At 58.2% G+C, this 19059-nt stretch carries 17 protein-coding genes; 7 read left to right on the forward strand and 10 right to left on the reverse strand.

Annotation, left to right across the window (positions count from 1 at the left end; all coding sequences use genetic code 11):
• Positions 1-2 precede the first annotated feature (2 nt).
• From OXR04_RS06010 to OXR04_RS06030, 5 genes are all read right to left on the reverse strand, one after another.
• Positions 3-1238, reverse strand: coding sequence for a DotU family type VI secretion system protein (locus OXR04_RS06010; protein WP_162836535.1), 1236 nt, complete (start codon positions 1236-1238; stop codon positions 3-5).
• Between the two features lie 20 nt (positions 1239-1258).
• A complete protein-coding gene (gene tssK / locus OXR04_RS06015; protein WP_267369577.1) occupies positions 1259-2599 on the reverse strand; it encodes a type VI secretion system baseplate subunit TssK in 1341 nt (446 codons plus the stop codon).
• 5 nt (positions 2600-2604) lie between these two features.
• Positions 2605-3099: a type VI secretion system lipoprotein TssJ gene (gene tssJ / locus OXR04_RS06020; protein ID WP_009090760.1), complete on the reverse strand. Its 495-nt coding sequence runs from the start codon at positions 3097-3099 to the stop codon at positions 2605-2607.
• A gap of 23 nt (positions 3100-3122) precedes the next feature.
• Positions 3123-3716, reverse strand: coding sequence for a hypothetical protein (locus OXR04_RS06025; protein ID WP_046101640.1), 594 nt, complete (start codon positions 3714-3716; stop codon positions 3123-3125).
• Positions 3717-4783: 1067 nt separating this feature from the next.
• Positions 4784-6304, reverse strand: coding sequence for an aldehyde dehydrogenase family protein (locus OXR04_RS06030; protein WP_267369456.1), 1521 nt, complete (start codon positions 6302-6304; stop codon positions 4784-4786).
• A gap of 232 nt (positions 6305-6536) precedes the next feature.
• Between OXR04_RS06030 and OXR04_RS06035 the strand changes: the two genes are divergently transcribed.
• A complete protein-coding gene (locus OXR04_RS06035; RefSeq protein ID WP_009090764.1) occupies positions 6537-7100 on the forward strand; it encodes a methyltransferase domain-containing protein in 564 nt (187 codons plus the stop codon).
• On the opposite strand, the gene OXR04_RS06040 is transcribed toward OXR04_RS06035, so the two are convergent.
• Positions 7088-7810 (reverse strand): glutamine amidotransferase, encoded by a 723-nt coding sequence (locus OXR04_RS06040; protein WP_267369457.1) that lies wholly within the window; start codon positions 7808-7810, stop codon positions 7088-7090. The genes OXR04_RS06035 and OXR04_RS06040 overlap by 13 nt on opposite strands.
• 163 nt (positions 7811-7973) lie before the next feature.
• Here OXR04_RS06040 and OXR04_RS06045 point away from each other — a divergent pair, with 163 nt between their 5' ends.
• Complete coding sequence (locus OXR04_RS06045) at positions 7974-8858, forward strand: EamA family transporter (RefSeq protein WP_140028366.1); 885 nt, start codon at positions 7974-7976, stop codon at positions 8856-8858.
• Between the two features lie 43 nt (positions 8859-8901).
• Positions 8902-10281, forward strand: coding sequence for a CoA transferase (locus OXR04_RS06050; RefSeq protein ID WP_267369458.1), 1380 nt, complete (start codon positions 8902-8904; stop codon positions 10279-10281).
• Between the two features lies 1 nt (position 10282).
• Here the strand turns inward: OXR04_RS06050 and OXR04_RS06055 are convergent, their stop codons facing one another.
• The 3 genes from OXR04_RS06055 to ghrA are packed head-to-tail and all read right to left on the reverse strand — an operon-like array spanning position 10283 to position 12595.
• Entirely contained in the window at positions 10283-10849 is a 567-nt protein-coding gene (locus OXR04_RS06055; protein ID WP_009090772.1) for a molecular chaperone, read from the reverse strand.
• 28 nt (positions 10850-10877) lie between these two features.
• On the reverse strand, positions 10878-11615 hold the full coding sequence (locus tag OXR04_RS06060) for a phosphatase (protein ID WP_046101634.1): 738 nt from the start codon (positions 11613-11615) through the stop codon (positions 10878-10880).
• 38 nt (positions 11616-11653) lie between these two features.
• Positions 11654-12595 carry a glyoxylate/hydroxypyruvate reductase GhrA gene (ghrA, locus tag OXR04_RS06065; protein ID WP_154927833.1) on the reverse strand — a complete coding sequence of 314 codons (942 nt, stop codon included), beginning with the start codon at positions 12593-12595 and terminating at the stop codon, positions 11654-11656.
• 210 nt (positions 12596-12805) lie between these two features.
• On the opposite strand from ghrA, the gene treA reads away from it, so the two are divergent.
• The 3 genes from treA to OXR04_RS06080 all read left to right on the forward strand — a co-directional run bounded on the left by treA (position 12806) and on the right by OXR04_RS06080 (position 17730).
• Positions 12806-14491, forward strand: a complete 1686-nt coding sequence (treA, locus tag OXR04_RS06070) for an alpha,alpha-trehalase TreA (RefSeq protein WP_058958366.1) — start codon at positions 12806-12808, stop codon at positions 14489-14491.
• A gap of 193 nt (positions 14492-14684) precedes the next feature.
• Positions 14685-16784 carry a TonB-dependent siderophore receptor gene (locus OXR04_RS06075; protein WP_111209083.1) on the forward strand — a complete coding sequence of 700 codons (2100 nt, stop codon included), beginning with the start codon at positions 14685-14687 and terminating at the stop codon, positions 16782-16784.
• Positions 16785-17046: 262 nt separating this feature from the next.
• Positions 17047-17730 carry a class I SAM-dependent methyltransferase gene (locus OXR04_RS06080; protein ID WP_267369460.1) on the forward strand — a complete coding sequence of 228 codons (684 nt, stop codon included), beginning with the start codon at positions 17047-17049 and terminating at the stop codon, positions 17728-17730.
• Positions 17731-17818: 88 nt separating this feature from the next.
• Here the strand turns inward: OXR04_RS06080 and OXR04_RS06085 are convergent, their stop codons facing one another.
• Positions 17819-18067, reverse strand: coding sequence for a GlsB/YeaQ/YmgE family stress response membrane protein (locus OXR04_RS06085; RefSeq protein ID WP_009090782.1), 249 nt, complete (start codon positions 18065-18067; stop codon positions 17819-17821).
• A gap of 208 nt (positions 18068-18275) precedes the next feature.
• On the opposite strand from OXR04_RS06085, the gene OXR04_RS06090 reads away from it, so the two are divergent.
• Positions 18276-19010, forward strand: a complete 735-nt coding sequence (locus OXR04_RS06090) for a flagellar brake protein (protein WP_033736567.1) — start codon at positions 18276-18278, stop codon at positions 19008-19010.
• Positions 19011-19059: the final 49 nt, after the last annotated feature.

The following is a 19059-nucleotide window of genomic DNA, read 5'->3' on the forward strand; positions in this document are numbered from 1 at the left end:
GATCAGTTCCCTCTCGCCAGGCCGTTAAGTTCGGCATGGGTCGCATCCGGTGCTACCAGCAGCGTGATTTCAACCCGACGGTTACGTGCACGATTTTCTGCGCTGGTGTTTGGCACCAGCGGATTGCTTTCACCGCGCCCTTCCGCTTTCACCCGTGAGGGCTGCGCCAGCTGCTGTTGCAGCAGGCTCTGCACCGACTCGGCACGCGCCAGAGAGAGTTCAAAGTTGGAAGCGAAGCGCGCACTGCGAATCGGCACGTTGTCGCTGTAGCCAATCACCTGAATCTGACCGCTGACGTTATTCATGGCGGCGGCGATACGCCGGATGACGTCGGTATAACGTCCGCGCACCTCGGTGGCCGCCGATGCAAACAGCCCGTCCCCTTTCAGCGTCACGACGCTGCGGTCCGCTTCGTCGCGCACCGCCACCAGCCCGGCATCAATTTCCGGTTTCAGGAAGGCGCGCAGGTTCAGCGTGGCAGGCGGAGGCGGCGCCGGATTACCGATCTTCACTTCCGGCAGGGCCGTCTGGTAGATACGCGCCAGCACCGGCGAGGTGTAATCGCCCAGACGCCAGTTGAGCACGATATAAAACAGGCAGGCAGCCAGCCCCGCCACGGCCGCGCAGGCCCACAGCGGAATCATCGGCCGCCAGAGTTTGCGCAGTACCGGCTGATCGGTCGGGTGCGGTGACAGCGCCGCCGCGTAACTGCCGCGCACGCTTTTAATCATCTGCAGCAGCCGCTGTTTGATGGTCTCCAGCTGCGAGCGCCCGTTGTCCAGCACCCGATAGCGCCCTTCGAATCCCAGCACCAGACAGAAGTAGATTAGTTCCAGCATCAGGATGTGACGACGCGGGTTCTGTGACAGCTTCGCCAGCAGCTGGAAAAACTTTTCGCCGCCCCAGGTTTCGTTGTGAAAGGTGACCAGCAGACCGTTGCTGGTCCAGACGCCGCGACTGCCCCAGGGGGTCAGCGCCGCCGCCTCATCCAGCGCCGTGCAGAGGCAGTAACGCGCGCCGATAATCACTTCATAGCCGAGCCCCGACTGCTGGCAGCTCAGTTCAAAGCGCCGGATCTGGTCGATCAGCTGCTGGCGCAGTTGGGCCGGGTCGTCATGGGTGACGGAATGTCGGATCTGGGGAATGGCATTAATCAGGGGATTCGCCGCCGCGACCAGCACATTCTGATGGCTGGCATCCGGCGCAATGTCGCTGTGTGATTTTTCGTGTTCCTGCATCATGCTGCGTGCTCAGTTTATTATTCTGACTGACTGCGGATGGCCCAGAACTCCATGTTCAGGCCCGGAAACTCACCGGCAAGGTGCAGCGCAAAAGCGCCTGAGCGCTCCATCTCTTTCCATAGCTCGCTGTTCTTATCCAGTTCGAAATAGTTGTAACCGGCATGCCACGGGATCTGCGGCGGCGCACCGGGCATTGCCCTCAGGGCCAGACCCGGCAGCTGCAGCTGCACCAGATCGCGGATTTTGCTGACCGGCGCGACTTTCATCTGCGCCGGGAAGTGAGTCTGCAGGGTGTCGGCAGGGACGCTGGCTTTAACCGCCAGCACAAAGCCAAACTCATGCACCATGCTGCTTTCCGGCACGGTCGCGACATTGAGGCCGTGTGAGCGCTGGATCAGCGGCAGCTGAATGGCGCTCTCCTCCATCACCTGTGACAGCCCCTGACGCAGCAGCAGTGACAGGCGGCTGAAGCAGCCCTGCAGATCGTCATGATCGTAAAGCGGCAGCCCGTCCGGGGCGCGGGCGGGCGTCCAGGTGCTGAGTTCTGCCGCCAGTTGCACCCAGTAGCTGTAGAGCGTCTCCGGATGAAGCATCGGCAGATGCTGCAGATGGCTGTGCAGGCCAAGCTGACGATTGAGCAGCGCCAGCAGCATAAAATCGACCATATCGGCGCTGTTGAAGCGGCCTGTGCCGGGCGCCCGCTGGCTCAGCTGCTGGCTGCGTTGCTGAATCAGCCCGTGCAGATCGTTGAACATGTTTTGCAGCGGACGGCTGCTGTTGAGGGTCAGCATCGGCGGAATGTAGTCGCTGTCGAGCCGGATATGGTTGTCGCTGCGTTTTTCAATTACCTGCGCCACGCCCATTGCGGTCCACTCAGCGGTCAGGTCCTGCTCCAGCATCATACGCAGGCGCAGTTTGCCAAACTGCACGGTCGCGCTGCCCACCGCCTGAGCGTTGTCATCTTCCACTTCCGCTTCCCAGGCCAGATAGCGCGCCAGAGAATCCTGAGATTCCTGGAAGGCAACCGCCTCACGGCCGTTGCGGCGGGCCGGTATCGCCAGCACGACCTTGCTGCGGTCAATCGTGGCAGGCAGATCGAGCGGTGCCGGGCCATGCCGGGGCTGGCTGAACGCAAAGAAGGTGCCGTCCGGAAGGCAGCCGCTGGCGGCACTCAGAGCCAGTTTGCCCTGACGCATCAGCGCCTCATCAAACTCCAGATCGTAAAAACCCCAGGTGAAGGGGCGCTGGGACTGACCCCATTCACGCAGGGTACTGAGAAGATAATTTTCTGACTGCTGGAAATGGTGAGGACGCAGAAACATCCCCTCGGTCCAGACCACCTTTTCGGCTCTGTTCATAGGCATCACTGTTTTTCCACTCGTAAGCCGTTAACGCCCGCGACGATGCGGGCATTCAGCTCGCCATCGTTACGTTTCCAGAACGCCCAGAATGCGGGGGCATCGCCTTCCGGGACCGGCAGCGACAGCCGCCAGACTTTGCCATCCAGCGCCTGGTATTCCGCCATGATGCCGATGAAGCGCGCCTCGGGCAGACTCCGGATGCGGAGCGTTTTGCTACGCTGGTCCGGCGTCAGGAAGAACTGTTGCGTATTCAGTTGCGCACTACCCAGTGCGGTCGCCGGCTGGTTTTGCAGGGAGTAAAAATCGGCCGACATGAAATCCGCATCGGAGGTCAGTAACATGACCCGCACTTTCAGCGGCGCACCGCCGTTAACCTGGTTCTGCGCCTGCACATCCAGGTTGTAGTACGCCACCGGCGGCGTACTGCTGCTGCAGCCTGCCAGCAGCCAGGCCATCACGCCGATCAACGCCGCGCGCAGTTGTCGTGTCATCATCATCCTGCCCTCCCTGCTCAGTGCGATTAGTTAATGATCCAGGTTCCGCTGCTGCTGTTCTGGCAGGCAGTGCTGTCACCGTTGACCGCGACGCAGGTCTTCTTCTTGCTGCTGCTGCGTGCACGGCGTTTTGGCTGATCGGCTTTCACGGTCTGATCGTAAAGCTCGCTTTTCACGACGGCGCGGAACGGCACATAGCCTGCCAGCTTAACGGAGGCCTGTGGCGCAGCCGGTGGCGTCGCCTCTTTCGCGCTGGCGGCGTCCTTTTCCGGTTCCGCAGCGGCCTGAGCCGGTTCACCCAGCGCCAGCCAGTTGTTCTCTACCTGACCAATGACGGTGTAGCTGTCACCGCTTTTCAGGGTCTCAACCACTTTGCCGCCGAAGCTGGGCTGACTCATTACCGAGGCAGGATAGAGCGCACGGTAGGGCTGATTCACCGGCGTGAACTGGGCTGGCGGTTTAATCGCATAGCGGTGGCTGATCGCCACGCCATCGACTGTGCTGGTCACCAGCGTGTCATCCGTCATTTTTGGGGGCGTTTTACAGCCCGCAAGAGAGAAAACAACCATCAGGCCTAATGCAATGCGGAGCTTCACCATATTTTTCATGTTGTGTTCCATTCGTACCTAGAAGAGTGGCCAGGGGCCGGGTGTCAGTAATGAAAATCGGAGGGTGTTAAATGTCTGGCCGCTGATTAGTACCAGACCAAAAAGCAATCATTAAGCAGATTGCGCTGAATCAGCGTCTGCACTGCTGAAAAACGATCAACAAAGATTAAGTATGAAAAGCGACTTCGGCAGGCTAAGGCAGAGACGGGAAGAAATTACGCCTGAATGTAAATGATCAAATTGTTGATCTATTTCTTTCCGACAAAATTCCTGAGGCAGGGTAAATCCAGAGATTACTTAAGCCATCCATGACAGAAAAACTTTCGCGCTGACAATTCAGACGTCGCTGAAAGTTTAAGCAGACCGCACCAGCCACCCTTCCCTGACCGCTGTTAGTTGTTCATTTTAAACACTTTATCAATCCATGATCTCTCATAGCTACCGCACGAGTCAGGAAAATCCTGCCCGTGAGCCTGAAACCAAAATCCATTTGTAAATATTAGCTGCAAGTTTACATAAGACTGACGAAAATTCAACGGCACGGTTTTGGTGCAAAAAACATCAGATTTCATTAACTAATTTTGTTAATACAAATCTGCCTCACTTTTAACCATCTACATAGGAGTAATCTTAACAAGTTGCGTTAATATGAAGTATTTTTACTCAAAAATATGACAGGGCTGAAATCAGCATTAATACCTCTCATGTAATGAGTGGCGCTATTAAGGAAAGATCAGAATGATTCGTGCCCCGGAAGCAGAGAGGCATCGGGCGTCGGTTCGCAAAGGAGGATTCTTATAAATGCCAGATTATCAATACTTTAATATATTGATGTAGTGCCTGGCCGCAGCCAGGCACCCGGCGTGGGGAGGGGAAAGTAAGCGAAACGTTAAATAAACATGTTAAATTTTTTAACAGACTGATTAATTGTTCTTTACCGGGCCGTCTGACGGTTCCCGAAGGCAAAAATCATCCGGTACATTACATCCTCTAATCGTACAAAAACCACGCCGTAGCGTGGTTCAGCGGTGATAACGGAGAGGAATGAGAGCCGCAGGCAGCGGCTCCCCGCGTCAGGTTCAGAAAAAACCGAGCGGTTCGATACTGTAGCTGACCAGCAGGTTTTTGGTCTGCTGATAGTGGTCCAGCATCATTTTATGGGTCTCACGCCCAATCCCCGATTTCTTATAGCCACCAAAGGCCGCGTGCGCCGGATAGAGGTGATAGCAGTTTGTCCAGACGCGTCCGGCTTTGATTGCCCGGCCGACCCGATAAGCGCGGTTGATATCGCGGGTCCAGACGCCTGCCCCCAGCCCATAGATGGAGTCGTTGGCGATGCGGACGGCTTCAGCTTCATCCTTAAAGGTGGTGATGCCGATAACCGGGCCAAAGATCTCCTCCTGGAATACCCGCATGCTGTTGTTGCCTTTCAGCAGGGTCGGCTGAATGTAGTAGCCACTGTTGAGGGAATCATCCAGTTTCTCGACGCCTCCGCCCACCAGCACCTCCGCGCCCTCCTGCCGGGCCACGTCCAGATAGGAGAGGATTTTATCAAACTGCTGCTGTGACGCCTGGGCACCCACCATCGTCTCTGTATCCAGCGGATCGCCCCGTTTGATGGTTTTGACCCGCTTCATGACGGCCGCCATGAACGGCTCATATATCGACTCCTGCACCAGCGCCCGTGACGGGCAGGTACAGACTTCGCCCTGGTTCAGGAAGCCCAGCACCACGCCTTCGGCTGCTTTCTCAATAAAGCTCTCTTCCGCCTGCATGATATCTTCAAAGAAGATATTGGGTGATTTACCGCCCAGCTCTACCGTAGAGGGGATCAGGCTCTTCGCCGCCAGCTCCAGAATGTGGCCGCCGGTGGCGGTTGAACCGGTAAAGGCAACTTTGGCAATGCCGGCGTGGGACGCCAGCACCTCACCCGCCTCTTTACCAAACCCGTGTACCACGTTCAGCACCCCCGGCGGCAGCAGGTCTTTGATCAGATCGACAAACACGGTGATCGACAGCGGCGTCTGTTCCGCCGGTTTCAGTACCACACAGTTCCCTGCGCCCAGCGCCGGGGCCAGTTTCCAGGCCGCCATTAACAGCGGGAAGTTCCACGGGATAATCTGCGCCACCACGCCCAGCGGCTCATGGAAATGGTAGGCGGCGGTGAACTCATCGATCTCCGCCGCACTCCCCTCCTGCGCCCGGACGCAGCCGGCAAAATAACGGAAGTGGTCGACAGCGAGAGGCAGATCCGCCGCCAGCGTTTCGCGCACGGGCTTACCGTTATCCCAGGTTTCATAAACCGCCATCGTCTCCAGATTCGCTTCAAGCCGATCGGCAATTTTCAGCAGCAGCAGCGCGCGTTGCTGCGGAGAGGTTTTGCCCCAGGCTTCTGCGGCCGCCGCGGCCGCTGCCACCGCGTTATCCACATCAGCCACGTCTGAGCGCGGGAACTCACCGGCCTCAGACCCGTTTACCGGCGAGGTATTGGTGAAGTAGTTGCCGTTCACCGGCGCGACGAATTCACCATTAATAAAGTTGCCATAATTCTTTTGTAACGTGATCAGAGAACCCTGTTCTCCCGGGGCGGCATAACGCATGGTCATTCTCCTGACAGGTGACTGATGTAACAATGACGAAACTTATTATTAACATGAATGATCATCGCCAGCCTGTCAGTTCCGATGACCGGAAACTGTGACCGCGCCGAAGGAATCGTCGCTTCCGCTTCGTTTATAGAAAATTCCGACTTTTTTCGGAAAGGCTGGCAAATAAGAAACTAGTGCGTCACAAAGGGGTCAACGAGAGGATGAATTCATTCGGGAGATAAGCATGCTGGCTTCGGCTTTTACCCAGATGCGCGCTAAAGCCAATTTCGTGCATCAGTTTATCCGCAATCCGCGCATGATGGGCAGCATAACGCCGTCCTCGGAGGCGTTATGCCGCACCATGATTGCCTCGGTGGCGTGGCCTGAAACATTACGGATTGCCGAGCTAGGCGCGGGCGACGGCGTCCTGACACGGCGGATACTGGCAGAGATGTCCCCTGACGCTACGCTGGATGCCTTTGAGATCAGCGCTGCGCTGGCCGACCAGCTCAGCGCGCTGGACGACACGCGCATGACCGTGCGCACCTGCTCCGCGGAGTACCTGAACGGGGAATATGATGCGATCTTCTCCGGCCTGCCACTGCTGTCCTTACCGCCCGCGCTGCGCGAAGCGATCCTGCGGGCGGTGTTTAATGCCCTGGGGCCGGATGGGATCTTCGTGCAGTTTCAGTACACCTCACTGACCCAGCCCGACCTGTCGCGTTACTTCACCTGGGAACGCGAGCGGGTGCTGAAAAATGTGCCACCCGCCTGGGTCTATCGCTGCCGGCGTCACTACGCGCCCTGAGCCTGCGCTGCGGCCGGGCGCGTCTGTTGCCAGAACTCCACCAGCAAGGCACGCGCCCAGTCTTTCCCCTCGATAACGTCCCCGCCATCAGACAGCCCTTCCGGCAGACAGACGTTCATAATGTGCCGTGAAAATTCGGGATGAAACTGCACCGACAGCGCCTGCGGAGCGTAACGCAAAATCTGGCAGCCATCCTGCGCCGACGCCGCCAGCACCTGCGCCTGAGGCGGCGGAGTGATGACCGACTGCCGGTGTGACAGCCAGACGCTGAACCCGGCTGGCAGACCCTGCAGCAGCGGATCGCGCTGCGCCTGAGCGCTGCAGCGGATTGGGAGCAGGCCGCGTTCCCAGCCATGCGGATTATCCGCCACCTCGCCACCCAGCGCATAGGCCATCAGCTGGTGACCATAGCAGACACCCAGCAGCGGCAGCTCCTGCTCAATGGCTGCCCGGACCCAGGCCGCGCTGCGCTCACTCCACTCCTCATGATCGGTGACCATCGCCCAGGAGCCGCTGAGGATCGCCCCGGAAATTTCATCAAAAGCCGGTAACGCTTCACCGAGATGGGGCCGCACAATCAGGTACTCATGGGGTTGCAGATCGAGGGCGTCGATAAACCAGCGTGGCTGTTCACCAATCTGCGAAACAACGTTAGCGGGCGGGACTTCAAGCTGAATCAGGGCAAGGGGTAAAGCGGGCGTCTGGGTCATACCGAATCGGGTCCTTTTCAGAAGTCGTGTCAAATCAGTCTGCCAGCATCGCGTCCGAAAGTCTCACCGCTGCGCGCAGAAAATTTTTTCCGGCATTGGCTGGAATGCCGCAGTTCGTGCCATCATTAGCGGGCTAAGCAAAAAACATCGAAAGGATATTATCGTGGCTGTGCGGCATTTTTTTCTGATTCTGATGGTGGTCTCTGTCTGGGCCTTCAACAATGTGGCGGTGAAATGGGGCCTGCTGGAGCTGCCGCCCCTGTTTCTGACCTTTATGCGTTTTCTGGTCGTCGCCGTGGTGCTGGTGCCGTTTTGCCGTATTGAACGTAAGCAACTGCCCTGGCTGCTGCTGCTGGCTTTCACATTCGGGTTTATGCACTTCTCGCTGCTGTTCGTCGGCCTGCGCTATACCGATGCCGGCACCGGGGCAATTGTGGTGCAGCTGGGCACGCCGATTGCCATGCTGCTGGCAATGCTGGTGCTGAAAGAGAAGCTGAAGCTGGTGCAGCTGATGGGCATTATGATCTCGCTGAGCGGTGTGGTGGTGCTGTCAGGCAGCCCGACGATTCCGTCGTGGTGGGTGCTCTGCCTGCTGTTGTGCAGCGCCACCGGCTGGGCTGTCAGTAACCTGATTGTGAAGAAGTCGCCGCCGATTAAGCCACTGACCATGACCGGCTGGATTGCCTTTCTGGCGATGCCGATTGTCGGTGCCTCCAGCCTGGTGATGGAGTCGAATCAGCTTTACGCCCTCGAACATGCTGGCTGGCACGGCTGGTTCGCCATTCTTTACAGCGCCATCGCCTCGTCAATTATTGCCTACACGCTCTGGTATGTGCTGCTGAAGAAATATAACGTCAACCTGATCATGCCCTACTCCCTGCTGACGCCGGTGTTGTCGGTGCTGATGGGCATTATCGTACTGGGGGACAGTCTCAACCGCTTTAAGATTATCGGTGCCTCGCTGGTGATCCTTGGCACCGCCATCGCCGTGCTTAACCTGCGTAACCTGCGCATGCACACCCGCTTCCCGCGCCTGCGGCGGCGTTAATCCGGCGTGCTATGCTTGAGAAAACGTACTCAGGGAGCACAACATGGATTCAGCGCGCACCGCCTCACTCTGGCAACAGATGGTACAGGGATTGCAAGGCAGCGATAACGTCTGGCCTCTCCCCGCTTTTATTGATCGTTCAACATTCTCTTCCGCGTTTGCCGTCAGTGAACTGGCGGCCACCAGCCTGGGTCTGGCAACCCAGGCGGTGGCGGCGCTTCTCGCCACCGCCCGCCCGACTTATCCCTCCCCACCTGTTACCGTCAACGTCAGGCAGGCGTCACGCTGGTTCCAGCAGAGCTTTCATCCGTTAAACCGCCCGGCACCGGCAATGTGGGATGCTTTTGCCGGAGACTACCGCAGTCGCGACGGCTGGATCCGCCTGCATACCAACGCGGCTCATCACCGGCTGGCGATGGAGCAGGTACTGGGCACCCACGCCGATCGCCCGGCGCTGGCGCAGCAGGTTCAGCAGTGGCAGGCCAGCGAACTGGAGCAGGCAATTATTGATGCGGGAGGCTGTGCCGCCAAAATGCGCAGCGCTGAAGCCTGGCAGCAGCATCCCCAGGGTCAGGCGGTGCAGCGCGAGCCGCTGTTTGACTGGCACACGACGGCTGCAGCGCCTGCGCCCGCATGGCCGCTGGCTGAAGCGCGTCCGTTACAGGGGATCAGGGTGCTGGATCTGACGCGGATTATTGCCGGGCCCGTCGCCACCCGCTTTCTTGCCAGCCTGGGTGCCACGGTACTGCGCATCGATCCCCCCGGCTGGGCGGAGCCGACGCTGGATGAGGAGATGAGCTGCGGCAAGCGACGTGCGGTGCTCGACCTGACACAGCCGGTCGATCGCGACCGGTTTATCCGCCTGCTGCGGGACGCCGATGTTCTGGTACACGGCTATCGGGCCGATGCGCTGGAGCGGCTAGGTTTTGACGCCGAAACCCGCCAGTCACTCTCACCGGGGCTGGTCGATGCCCGCCTGAATGCCTGGGGCTGGCAGGGGCCGTGGCGCAACCGGCGCGGTTTCGACAGTCTGGTGCAGATGGGCTGCGGTATTGCCGAACGGGGCATGCAGTGGCAGCAGAGCGATAAACCGTGCCCGCTGCCGGTCCAGGCGCTGGATCATGCCACTGGCTATCTGCTGGCGGCCGCGGTGCTGGAGGGATTACGGCGGCGTCTTACAGGAGGGCACGGCAGCCAGGTCCGGCTGTCACTGGCGCGCACCGCATGGCTGTTGCAGCAGCATGCCGCAGGCCAGCACACCGGCTCGGGCATTGTGCCTCAGGTGAAGGACAACCTGCCCTTTCTTGAGCTGACGCCATGGGGGATTGGCGTCCGGCTGCGCGCCGCCGCCTGGCTGCCCGGCACACCACAGTTCTGCGCAACGCCGGGGTGTGTGCCGGGTACGCACCCGGCGGCGTGGTGACTCAGGCGTCGGGCTGCTGTTCGTTGCTCTCAAGCAGCTCGTTGTACATCACCTGAATGGCTTCGCGGCTCAGCATCGCCAGCGTGCGGTAAAACGCGGTGGTGGCATGCGCTTCCACTTTGCCCAGGAAAGCCCCGCACCACGGCAGCAGATACTCTTCGAACAGTGCCAGCTGTGCCGCGCTCTCATCTTCCGCCGACTGATCTTCCAGCCATGACGCAGAGAGCAGCAGAACACCAAAGTGATCCGCGGGCGCATCGCTCAGTGGCATACCGCGCGAGGAGAGAAACGCCCGTACTTCCGGCTCGGTTTTGCCTTCAGGCCACTGTGAAGCGTAAGGCGGCACGTTACAGTCGCTGCCAACAAACAGCGCGTTGTAATCAGCGGCCAGCGCCTGAGGATCGCTGTTCTGTTGCAGACGGGTCAGCAGCTCATCCTGCTCCAGCGGCCACTGTGACTGCAGCTTACCCTCGCGTAGCAGGGTAAACAGCGGGACCAGCAGCGGGTCCTGCGGCTGACGATTAAACAGAGAGCCGATCACGCGGCACAGAATGGAAAACTCATTCATGAGTCAGATTTCCTTGAGGCAAAGTAAGTTAAAAGTCAGCCAGTTCAGCAATATGTTTGCCGCTGCGCTGCTCCAGAAAGTCGAGCAGGCGGCGCGGCGTGACATTTAACACCCGATCCTCCGGAAAATCCACTTCACGGGCGATGCGCAGGCAGTGATCGAAATGGCCCAGCGTAAATGCAGTGTGGGAATCGGAGCCAAACGCCAGCCGTCCACCGGCGTCGCGCACCGCGGCGGCAATCGCGCGACAGTTAGGTTCGCTGCCGGGACGCGAGTGGGTAAAGGAGGAGTTGTTCAGTTCCAGCGCCACGTCATAATGTGCGGCAGCTTCAGCGATAGCCGGGATATCGACCGGAAATTTCGGGTTGCCCGGATGGCTGATGATGTGAACCTGTCCGCTGGCCATCGCGGCGATCATCGCGTCAGTGTGCTGTTTTTTGTCGCGCGGCGCATAAACCGGCTCGTGAAAGCCGGCAACGATCAGATCCAGCGCATCAAGCATCGGGCCGGAGCAGTCGATCTCGCCCTGCTGATTTTTAATGTTGGCCTCAATACCGCGCAGAATCGCCACGCCATCGATCACCCGCGGCCAGATGCGCATATTCACAAAATGCCAGTAGTGCGGCGCGTCAGCCATATCAGGGCCGTGATCGGTAATGGCAAACAGTTTCAGGCCCGTTTGCTTCGCCTGAGCCACATAGTCGTGCAGCGTGCTGTAAGCATGTGTGCTGGCAACAGTGTGCATATGCAAATCTACCGGATACATTCTTCTCTCCTCCTGAGCGGCCTTGCAGGGCCGGTTAGTTAATAGCCGCGCTGCCGATCCACCCTGCCCTGCGGCGTTTCGCCTGCCTGGTCCTGAGTAATGGCGCGGGCAATATAGTCGATCGCTTCGTCGATCAGCGTGACCGCCGCATTATGGGGGGTAATTGTGACGCGCGGATGGGACCAGAGCGGATGCGCTTCAGGAAGCGGCTCCACCTGAAACACATCCAGTGCCGCCGCTTTCAGCTGACCACTCTCCAATGCCGCCAGCAGATCCGCTTCTACCACCTGTGCACCGCGTGCGATGTTGAGGAAGAACGCGCCGTGCGGCAGCTGTGCTAAAAAGTGCTGGTCGATCAGGTTAATCGTCTCCGGCGTACTCGGCAGCAGGTTGATTAACACCTGCGTCCCCTGCAGGAACGGCTGCAGAGCATCGCGACCGGCGAAGCTGGTGACGCCGTCAATGGTTTTCGGCGAACGGCTCCAGACGCGCAGCGGGAATCCCCAGGGCTTCAGGCCCTCGGCGACGCTCTGCCCCAGCACGCCCGCCCCCAGAATACCGACGGTAAAGGTTTCACGCGCATAGGGAGGCAGCGGCTGCCAGCACGCCTGCTGCTGCTGAAGCCGGTAGTCGTCAAAGCGGCGGAACCAGGTCAGGACGCTATGGACAGCATACTCCTGCATCTGGCGCGCCATGCCGGTATCTTCCAGCCGATAGAGCGGCACGCTGTCGGGCAGCATCTCCGGATGCTGCTCCAGCTGTTTCAGAATCTCATCGACGCCCGCGCCCAGGGCAAAGACGCCGCGCAGGGTAGACCGTCCCCGCAGCATCTCTGCGGGAGGGGAACGGACCAGCGCATAATCGGCCGGCCCCTCATCGCCTGGCTGCCAGGCACGCACCCGCGCCTGTGGCAGACGCTGTTGTAAACCCCGAATCCAGGCCGTTGCAGACTGCGACGGGTGATACCAGATGATCTCCATCCTGCTCTCCTTTTTTTCTTTCAGCGTCAGGGAAAATCCCGGTCAGCGCAAGAAAAAACCCGCGTCGCGCAGGGCTTTTTACCCTAAAAATAATTCCCGTGGCTTCACATTTCCGGCTCGCTTCAGGGTGAAGTGTCAGGATACGGTCTAAAGTTGGTCCTGTGGTCAATGCGTTACGCGCGGCCGCATTTCGGACAAGGAGAAAAACCGATGACAAAAATTGAGGTAAACGCCGCCCCACGGCGTCAGCGTTATGCGCCCTTTCTGCTCACTCTGCTGCTGAGCGTACCCGCCTTCACTGCTCATGCCGACGATCACAGCCGCATGCTGGATAATCAGCCGCAGCCGCCAGACGTTCGTCTGGGGCCGCTGTTTAATGCCGTGCAACAGGCGAAGTTCTACCCGGACCAGAAAACCTTTGCCGATGCGGTGCCGAAATTTGATCCCGCGTCGATACTTGCCGACTGGCAGATGCAGAAGAAACAGCGCAATTTCGATCTGAAGCGTTTTGTTGATGCCAACTTTACCCTGCCCGCCGCTGGCGACAAATATGTGCCGCCAGCCGGGCAAAACCTGCGTGACCACATTGATGGCCTGTGGCCGGTGCTGACGCGCACCACCAGCAGCGCCGGACAATATGACTCGCTGCTGCCGCTTCCCAAGCCCTATGTGGTGCCGGGTGGTCGCTTCCGCGAGATCTATTACTGGGACAGCTACTTCACCATGCTGGGGCTCGCCGAGAGCGGACACTGGGATAAAGTGCAGGATATGGTGGATAACTTCGCCTCGCTGCTTGACCGCTACGGTCACATTCCCAACGGCAACCGCAGCTACTATCTGAGCCGCTCGCAGCCGCCATTCTTCAGCCTGATGGTCGATCTGCTGGCAACGCATGACCAGGGCAAAGCGTACAGCCACTACCTGCCTGAGCTGCAGAAAGAGTATGACTACTGGATGGCGGATAGCGACAAAGTGGCGGCGGGCGCGGCCAGCAAGCGGGTGATTAAGCTGGCGGATGGCACGCTGCTTAACCGCTACTGGGATGCCCGTGACGTGCCGCGCACCGAATCCTGGATGGATGATATCGCCACCGCGCAGAAAGCACCGCAGCGCAATAAAGCGGAACTCTACCGCGAGCTGCGCTCCGGGGCAGCATCGGGCTGGGATTTCAGTTCACGCTGGTTTACCGATGCGCATAATCTCTCCACCATCCGCACGACACAGCTGGCCCCGGTTGACCTCAACAGCCTGCTGTTCCATCTGGAGCAGACGCTCTCTAAAGGGTATCAGATGAATAAACAGAGCGATCTGGCGAAGCAGTATGCCGATCGCGCAGAGAAGCGCCAGGCGGCGATTAACCGCTATCTGTGGGACAGTAAACAGAACTGGTATGCCGACTATGACTGGCAGAAAAAGCAGGTTCATCCGCAGCTGACCGCGGCCACACTGTTCCCGCTCTATCTACAGGTCGCCAGCGATAAGCAGGCGGAAAGTACCGCCAGCGCGGTTGAGAAACAGCTGCTGAAGCCAGGCGGGCTGGTCACGACTACCGTGAACAACGGTCAGCAATGGGACGCCCCTAACGGCTGGGCACCGCTGCAGTGGGTTGCAGTCGAAGGACTGGAGCATTACAACCAGCCAGAACTGGCTAAAAAGGTGGGATTACGCTTCCTGCAAAATGTCCAGAGCACCTATGACCGTGAGCATAAGCTGGTCGAGAAATATGTCGTTGAAGGCAAAAATCTCGGTGGCGGCGGCGGCGGTGAGTACCCGCTGCAGGATGGCTTCGGCTGGACAAACGGCGTGACGCTGAAACTGCTGGATAAGTACTGCCCGAAAGATAAAACCTGTAACAGCGCCCACGATATTCCTCAGGCGTCAGCCTCTCAGCCCTGATTAGTCTCTGAATACCTCTGGCCTGGCCGGAGGTATTCTTTCCTCACTTCAGCGAATTTTACTTGACGTTCTCTCATCCACAGGCAAAATTGCAGCGTTTTTACAAAAGGTAATAATTCTCATTATGATAATGAGATTATGTATCAACAAACTGACTACACCTGCCTGAACCTTTGTTAAGAAAGGAATTTCGATGAAACTGTCATTGCCGCTGAAAGGTTATGTTCCCCTCTGCACTCTGGTGCTGGCCGCGCCTGCCCTCAGTTACGCTGCCGATATGGTCGTGACTGCGCAGCCGCAGGAAGATGCGACCTCTCCCACCCAGGGCTATCTGGCAACCACCAGCCAGGGCGCAACCAAAAGCGATCGGCCGCTGGTGACCACGCCGCAGTCAATTTCGGTTGTGACCCGTCAGCAGATCCAGGACCAGGGGGCACTGACCCTGAATCAGGCGCTGGGCTACAGCTCCGGTGTCTTTACTAACTTTGGCGGTGCCGCCACCCGTTACGACACCATCGCGCTGCGCGGCTTCCACGGCGGCGATGTCGATAACACCTTCCTCGACGGCATGCGGCTGATGAGTGACGGCGGCAGTTTTAACATTCTGCAGGTGGATAACGCCTTCCTTGAGCGCGTCGACGTGATCAAAGGCCCCTCTTCGGCCCTTTACGGCCAGACGGTGCCTGGCGGGCTGGTGAATCTGGTGACTAAGCGTCCTCAGTTCGCGGAAGAGGGTCACATTCAGCTGCAGGCGGGAAGCAATGCCACCACCGGCACGATGTTCGACTACACCAATGCCATCAACGACCAGTGGGCGTACCGTCTGACCGGCGTGACCCGCAACAGCGACACCCAGTACGATCACACTCGCGAAGAGAAATATGCGCTGATGCCGCAGCTGATGTGGCAGCCGGATGAAGATACCCATCTGATCCTGAAAGCCTATCTGCAGAAAGATCCCTCTGGCGGCTATCACGGTTCCGTCCCGGGTGACGGCAGCATCACTGAACACAACGGCTACAAGCTGAGCAAGGGATTCTATGAGGGCAACAGCGACCTCGACCAGTTCAAACGCCGCGAGCAGATCTACAGCTTCGACTTCGCTCATCGCTTTAATGACGTCTGGTCCTTCTCCTCAACCGGCAGCTACAGCCACTCGAATGTCGATCTCGATCAGGTCTATCAGATTGGCTGGGATAAAAATAATCCCGATCTGCTGAACCGCTACTATTCAGGTGAGCGCTCTTCTCTGGCGGCATGGGCTACCGATAACCGTTTACAGGCGGAGTTTGCCACCGGTGAACTGGAGCATCGCGTGACGCTGGGTGCTGAATATCACCGCTACAAAAATGAGATCTCCGCGGCAGGCGGCTCGGCTTCACAGCTGAATGCCCTGACCGGCGAGCAGGTCGGTGACATGCCAGCCTATACCTGGGCGGATAAAACCCGTCGTTACTACCAGACCGGCCTCTATCTGCAGGATGAGATGAAGCTGGACCGCTGGCATCTGGATCTTTCTGGCCGGTACGATCGCATCGTCGCGAATAACAGCGGCAGCGATCGCCGTCAGGATGATCACATCAGCGGGCGCGCCGCCCTGCTCTATGCCTTCGATAACGGCATCTCACCCTATGTCAGCTGGAGCCAGGCGATTACGCCCACCGCCCTCACCGACCGCAACAATAATCTGCTGAAACCGACCACGTCAGAACAGTATGAGGCCGGGGTGAAATATCAGCCGGTTGGCACACGCGATCTCTATACCGCTGCGATTTATGATCTGACGCAGAAAGATGTGGCGAACCGCGACGTGCTGACGGCGACCTATACGCCATCGGGCAAAGTTCATTCCCAGGGTATTGAGCTGGAGGCGCGTAATCAGCTCACCTCACGCCTGAGCACAGTGGCGAGCTATACCCTGAATCATCTGCGCTACAAGGATTCGGTAGATGGTAATGATGGTCACACGCCTTACGTGGCGCCAAACAGCATGGCGTCTCTCTGGGGCCACTATCAGTTTGATTACGGTCTGAGTGCCGGCGCGGGCGTGCGCTACATCGGCAAGCAGTGGGCGGACAACGAGAACACCACTCGTCTGCCGTCGGTCACGCTGTTTGATGCCTCCGTTCGCGCCGATCTCGGTGTCTGGAATAACAGCCTGAAAGGAGCCTGGGTGCAGGTTAACGCGAATAACCTGACCGATCGCACCTATGTGGCCGCCTGTTACGGCACCGGCTACTGCTACCGTGGCGCTGAACGCAGCGTGATGGCGACCGTCGGTTACGACTTCTGATAAGAGCCTTCGTGATGCAACCCTCCGGCCAGCCCGGAGGGTTTTCTCCTCTGATAACCCGCCTTTTTCAGCCTCTTTCAATCCGCTCAGAATTATCTTTCTCTGCCTGCAGACCTTTCCCTCCCGAACGTTCCTGAAATCCGCCCGGCCTTTTTTCTGCCGCTTCGCTCACAGATAGAACTATGGCCGAAATGGTGCGATGACACGCAGGCGGCCCTGACGTATAAAACAGAGGGTCCGGCGTTGAAAAGGAGTCTCTGACATGAACCCCTATGAACAACATTACAGGCAGCTTCGGGCAAACGGCGCGGTGGCCTGGGCAGGAGAAGGTTATCTCAGAGCCAAAAAACAGCAGGAAGAAATCTTTCAGTGGCTCCGTACTCACCACTATTTACCGGAGCCTGGCGCACCGGTACTGGAGATGGGATGTGGTAATGGCGCCATGGCCGCGCAGTCTCTCGCTGAGCAGGGATATTCAGTCTGGGGGGTAGACTGGTCAGAGACCGCGATAGAGTGGGCCGAAAAGCGTTTTCAGCAAGCCGGACTCACCGCGACATTTCTTGTCGGCAATGTCTGTCATATCGATCGCTGCCAGGCGGCAACATTTGAGCTCATTATTGACGGCAGCTGCTTACACTGCCTGATCGACGACGATCGGCAGCGCTTCTTTGCCGAGGTAAGAAGGCTGCTCAGCCCGGAGGGACGCTTTGTGATCGGTTCAATGTGCGGCACACCTCGTCATTCAGCAGACATTGCGGCCTATGATCCCTGCAGCCACCATTTATGGAAAGCCGGCAAGCCCTGGCGGACCCTGAAGCCGCTCCCTGATTTACGGCGTGAAGTCGAGAGTGCGCATTTCACTGTGGAGGCAGTCAGCGTTAATGAAAATGCATGGTGGGATCACGCTACAATAGTCTGTTCGCAGCAAAAGAGGCTCACAGCATGACGGACGAGGGCGCTAAAAAGCGATCCGGTCTGAGTCATAAAAAAGGGGACGAATCACTTCGTCCCCTTTTTTGTTTAAACCGTTACGGTCAACTGCGTACCTTGCGGTAGATAAACAGCACCACGATGGCACCGATCACTGCGACCACAAAGCTTCCGAAGTTAAACCCATCGACGCGGCCGAAGCCAAACAGCGTACTGATCCAGCCCCCGACCACAGCACCGATAATACCCAGCACCACCGTCAGAATGAAACCGCCACCGTCTTTACCCGGCATAATCCACTTCGCCAGAATACCCGCGATCAAGCCAAAGACGATCCAGGAAATAATACCCATCTGTTGCTCCTTCCTTTTTTGATTACATCGTGAACGCCTGATTAATCAAGCGGTTTACTGCGCTAAGTATAGCGAGCTTTTCAGAAAGTGCCTGCCTGCCCTCACGATTTTTTCGGCGTACCCTGGCTAAAGCTTTTTTCCGCTGCGCCGATAACCGTAATGAGGTAGTCAGAACGTAAAAATAATAAAACCCCTTGTGGAGCAGGATGTGAAAGAAGCCGACCAGGAACAATATTTAAAACGTGGCACGCTGGCGGTTCTCGGCGTAATGAAAGATCTGCTGCGACTGCAGACACCATTACTGGTACGTTTTCCGCGCGGGCAGTTTATCAGCCGGATGCTGGCTGCCGACGCAGACCGCCTGCTGTTTGACCTCGGCAGTAATAATCTGGATAACGACTACGCCCTGACCAGCGACGATCTCAGCATCACGGCGGAAACCTACGGCGCAAAGGTAGAGTTCAGTCTCGCCTCGCTGGAGAAGGTCGATTTTGACGGTCTGCCCGCCTTCAGCGCGCCGCTCCCCGAGCTGGTGTGGCAGATTCAGCGACGGGAATTTTTCCGGGTCACTGCCCCGCTGGCGCCGGAGTTCTGGTGCCATACCGTGTGGCCGGATGGCCGGAAAACGCGTCTGCGCCTGCAGGATCTGTCGCTGGGCGGGATCGGTGTGCTGGTGGACGAGGCACTGCCGGAAGGATTGCAGAATGGCGACAGTTTCAATCAGTTTCGCGTGGAGCTGGGTGAGTATGGTCATTTTGAGGTGCCGGTTAAGCTGCTGCACATCGGCGAACGCACTGTCGTGACGCATAAAAATGAAACCCGCGTGACGCCCCGTCTCAGCTTCCGGTTTGCCACGCTGAACCCAACGCAGGAGCGACAGCTTCAGCAGATTATCTTCTCCCTTGAGCGACTGGCCCGCGATAAATCGACCCGATTCCAGTAACTGCTTTCCGGATGCGTGCCCCCAGAGGGCCGCATCCAGGCTATGCTTC

It is taken from the genome of Pantoea sp. GM_Pan_3, from assembly GCF_026541045.1.
Lineage (GTDB): Bacteria > Pseudomonadota > Gammaproteobacteria > Enterobacterales > Enterobacteriaceae > Pantoea > Pantoea anthophila.

What these genes read in the sequence shown, in the direction of transcription:
- OXR04_RS06010 (WP_162836535.1), bottom strand. Translation starts at nt 1,238, where the DNA reads ATGCAGGAACACGAAAAATCACACAGCGACATTGCGCCGGATGCCAGC.
- tssK (WP_267369577.1), bottom strand. Translation starts at nt 2,599, where the DNA reads ATGAACAGAGCCGAAAAGGTGGTCTGGACCGAGGGGATGTTTCTGCGT.
- tssJ (WP_009090760.1), bottom strand. Translation starts at nt 3,099, where the DNA reads ATGATGATGACACGACAACTGCGCGCGGCGTTGATCGGCGTGATGGCC.
- OXR04_RS06025 (WP_046101640.1), bottom strand. Translation starts at nt 3,716, where the DNA reads ATGGAACACAACATGAAAAATATGGTGAAGCTCCGCATTGCATTAGGC.
- OXR04_RS06030 (WP_267369456.1), bottom strand. Translation starts at nt 6,304, where the DNA reads ATGCGTTATGCCGCCCCGGGAGAACAGGGTTCTCTGATCACGTTACAA.
- OXR04_RS06035 (WP_009090764.1), top strand. Translation starts at nt 6,537, where the DNA reads ATGCTGGCTTCGGCTTTTACCCAGATGCGCGCTAAAGCCAATTTCGTG.
- OXR04_RS06040 (WP_267369457.1), bottom strand. Translation starts at nt 7,810, where the DNA reads ATGACCCAGACGCCCGCTTTACCCCTTGCCCTGATTCAGCTTGAAGTC.
- OXR04_RS06050 (WP_267369458.1), top strand. Translation starts at nt 8,902, where the DNA reads ATGGATTCAGCGCGCACCGCCTCACTCTGGCAACAGATGGTACAGGGA.
- OXR04_RS06055 (WP_009090772.1), bottom strand. Translation starts at nt 10,849, where the DNA reads ATGAATGAGTTTTCCATTCTGTGCCGCGTGATCGGCTCTCTGTTTAAT.
- OXR04_RS06060 (WP_046101634.1), bottom strand. Translation starts at nt 11,615, where the DNA reads ATGTATCCGGTAGATTTGCATATGCACACTGTTGCCAGCACACATGCT.
- ghrA (WP_154927833.1), bottom strand. Translation starts at nt 12,595, where the DNA reads ATGGAGATCATCTGGTATCACCCGTCGCAGTCTGCAACGGCCTGGATT.
- treA (WP_058958366.1), top strand. Translation starts at nt 12,806, where the DNA reads ATGACAAAAATTGAGGTAAACGCCGCCCCACGGCGTCAGCGTTATGCG.
- OXR04_RS06075 (WP_111209083.1), top strand. Translation starts at nt 14,685, where the DNA reads ATGAAACTGTCATTGCCGCTGAAAGGTTATGTTCCCCTCTGCACTCTG.
- OXR04_RS06080 (WP_267369460.1), top strand. Translation starts at nt 17,047, where the DNA reads ATGAACCCCTATGAACAACATTACAGGCAGCTTCGGGCAAACGGCGCG.
- OXR04_RS06085 (WP_009090782.1), bottom strand. Translation starts at nt 18,067, where the DNA reads ATGGGTATTATTTCCTGGATCGTCTTTGGCTTGATCGCGGGTATTCTG.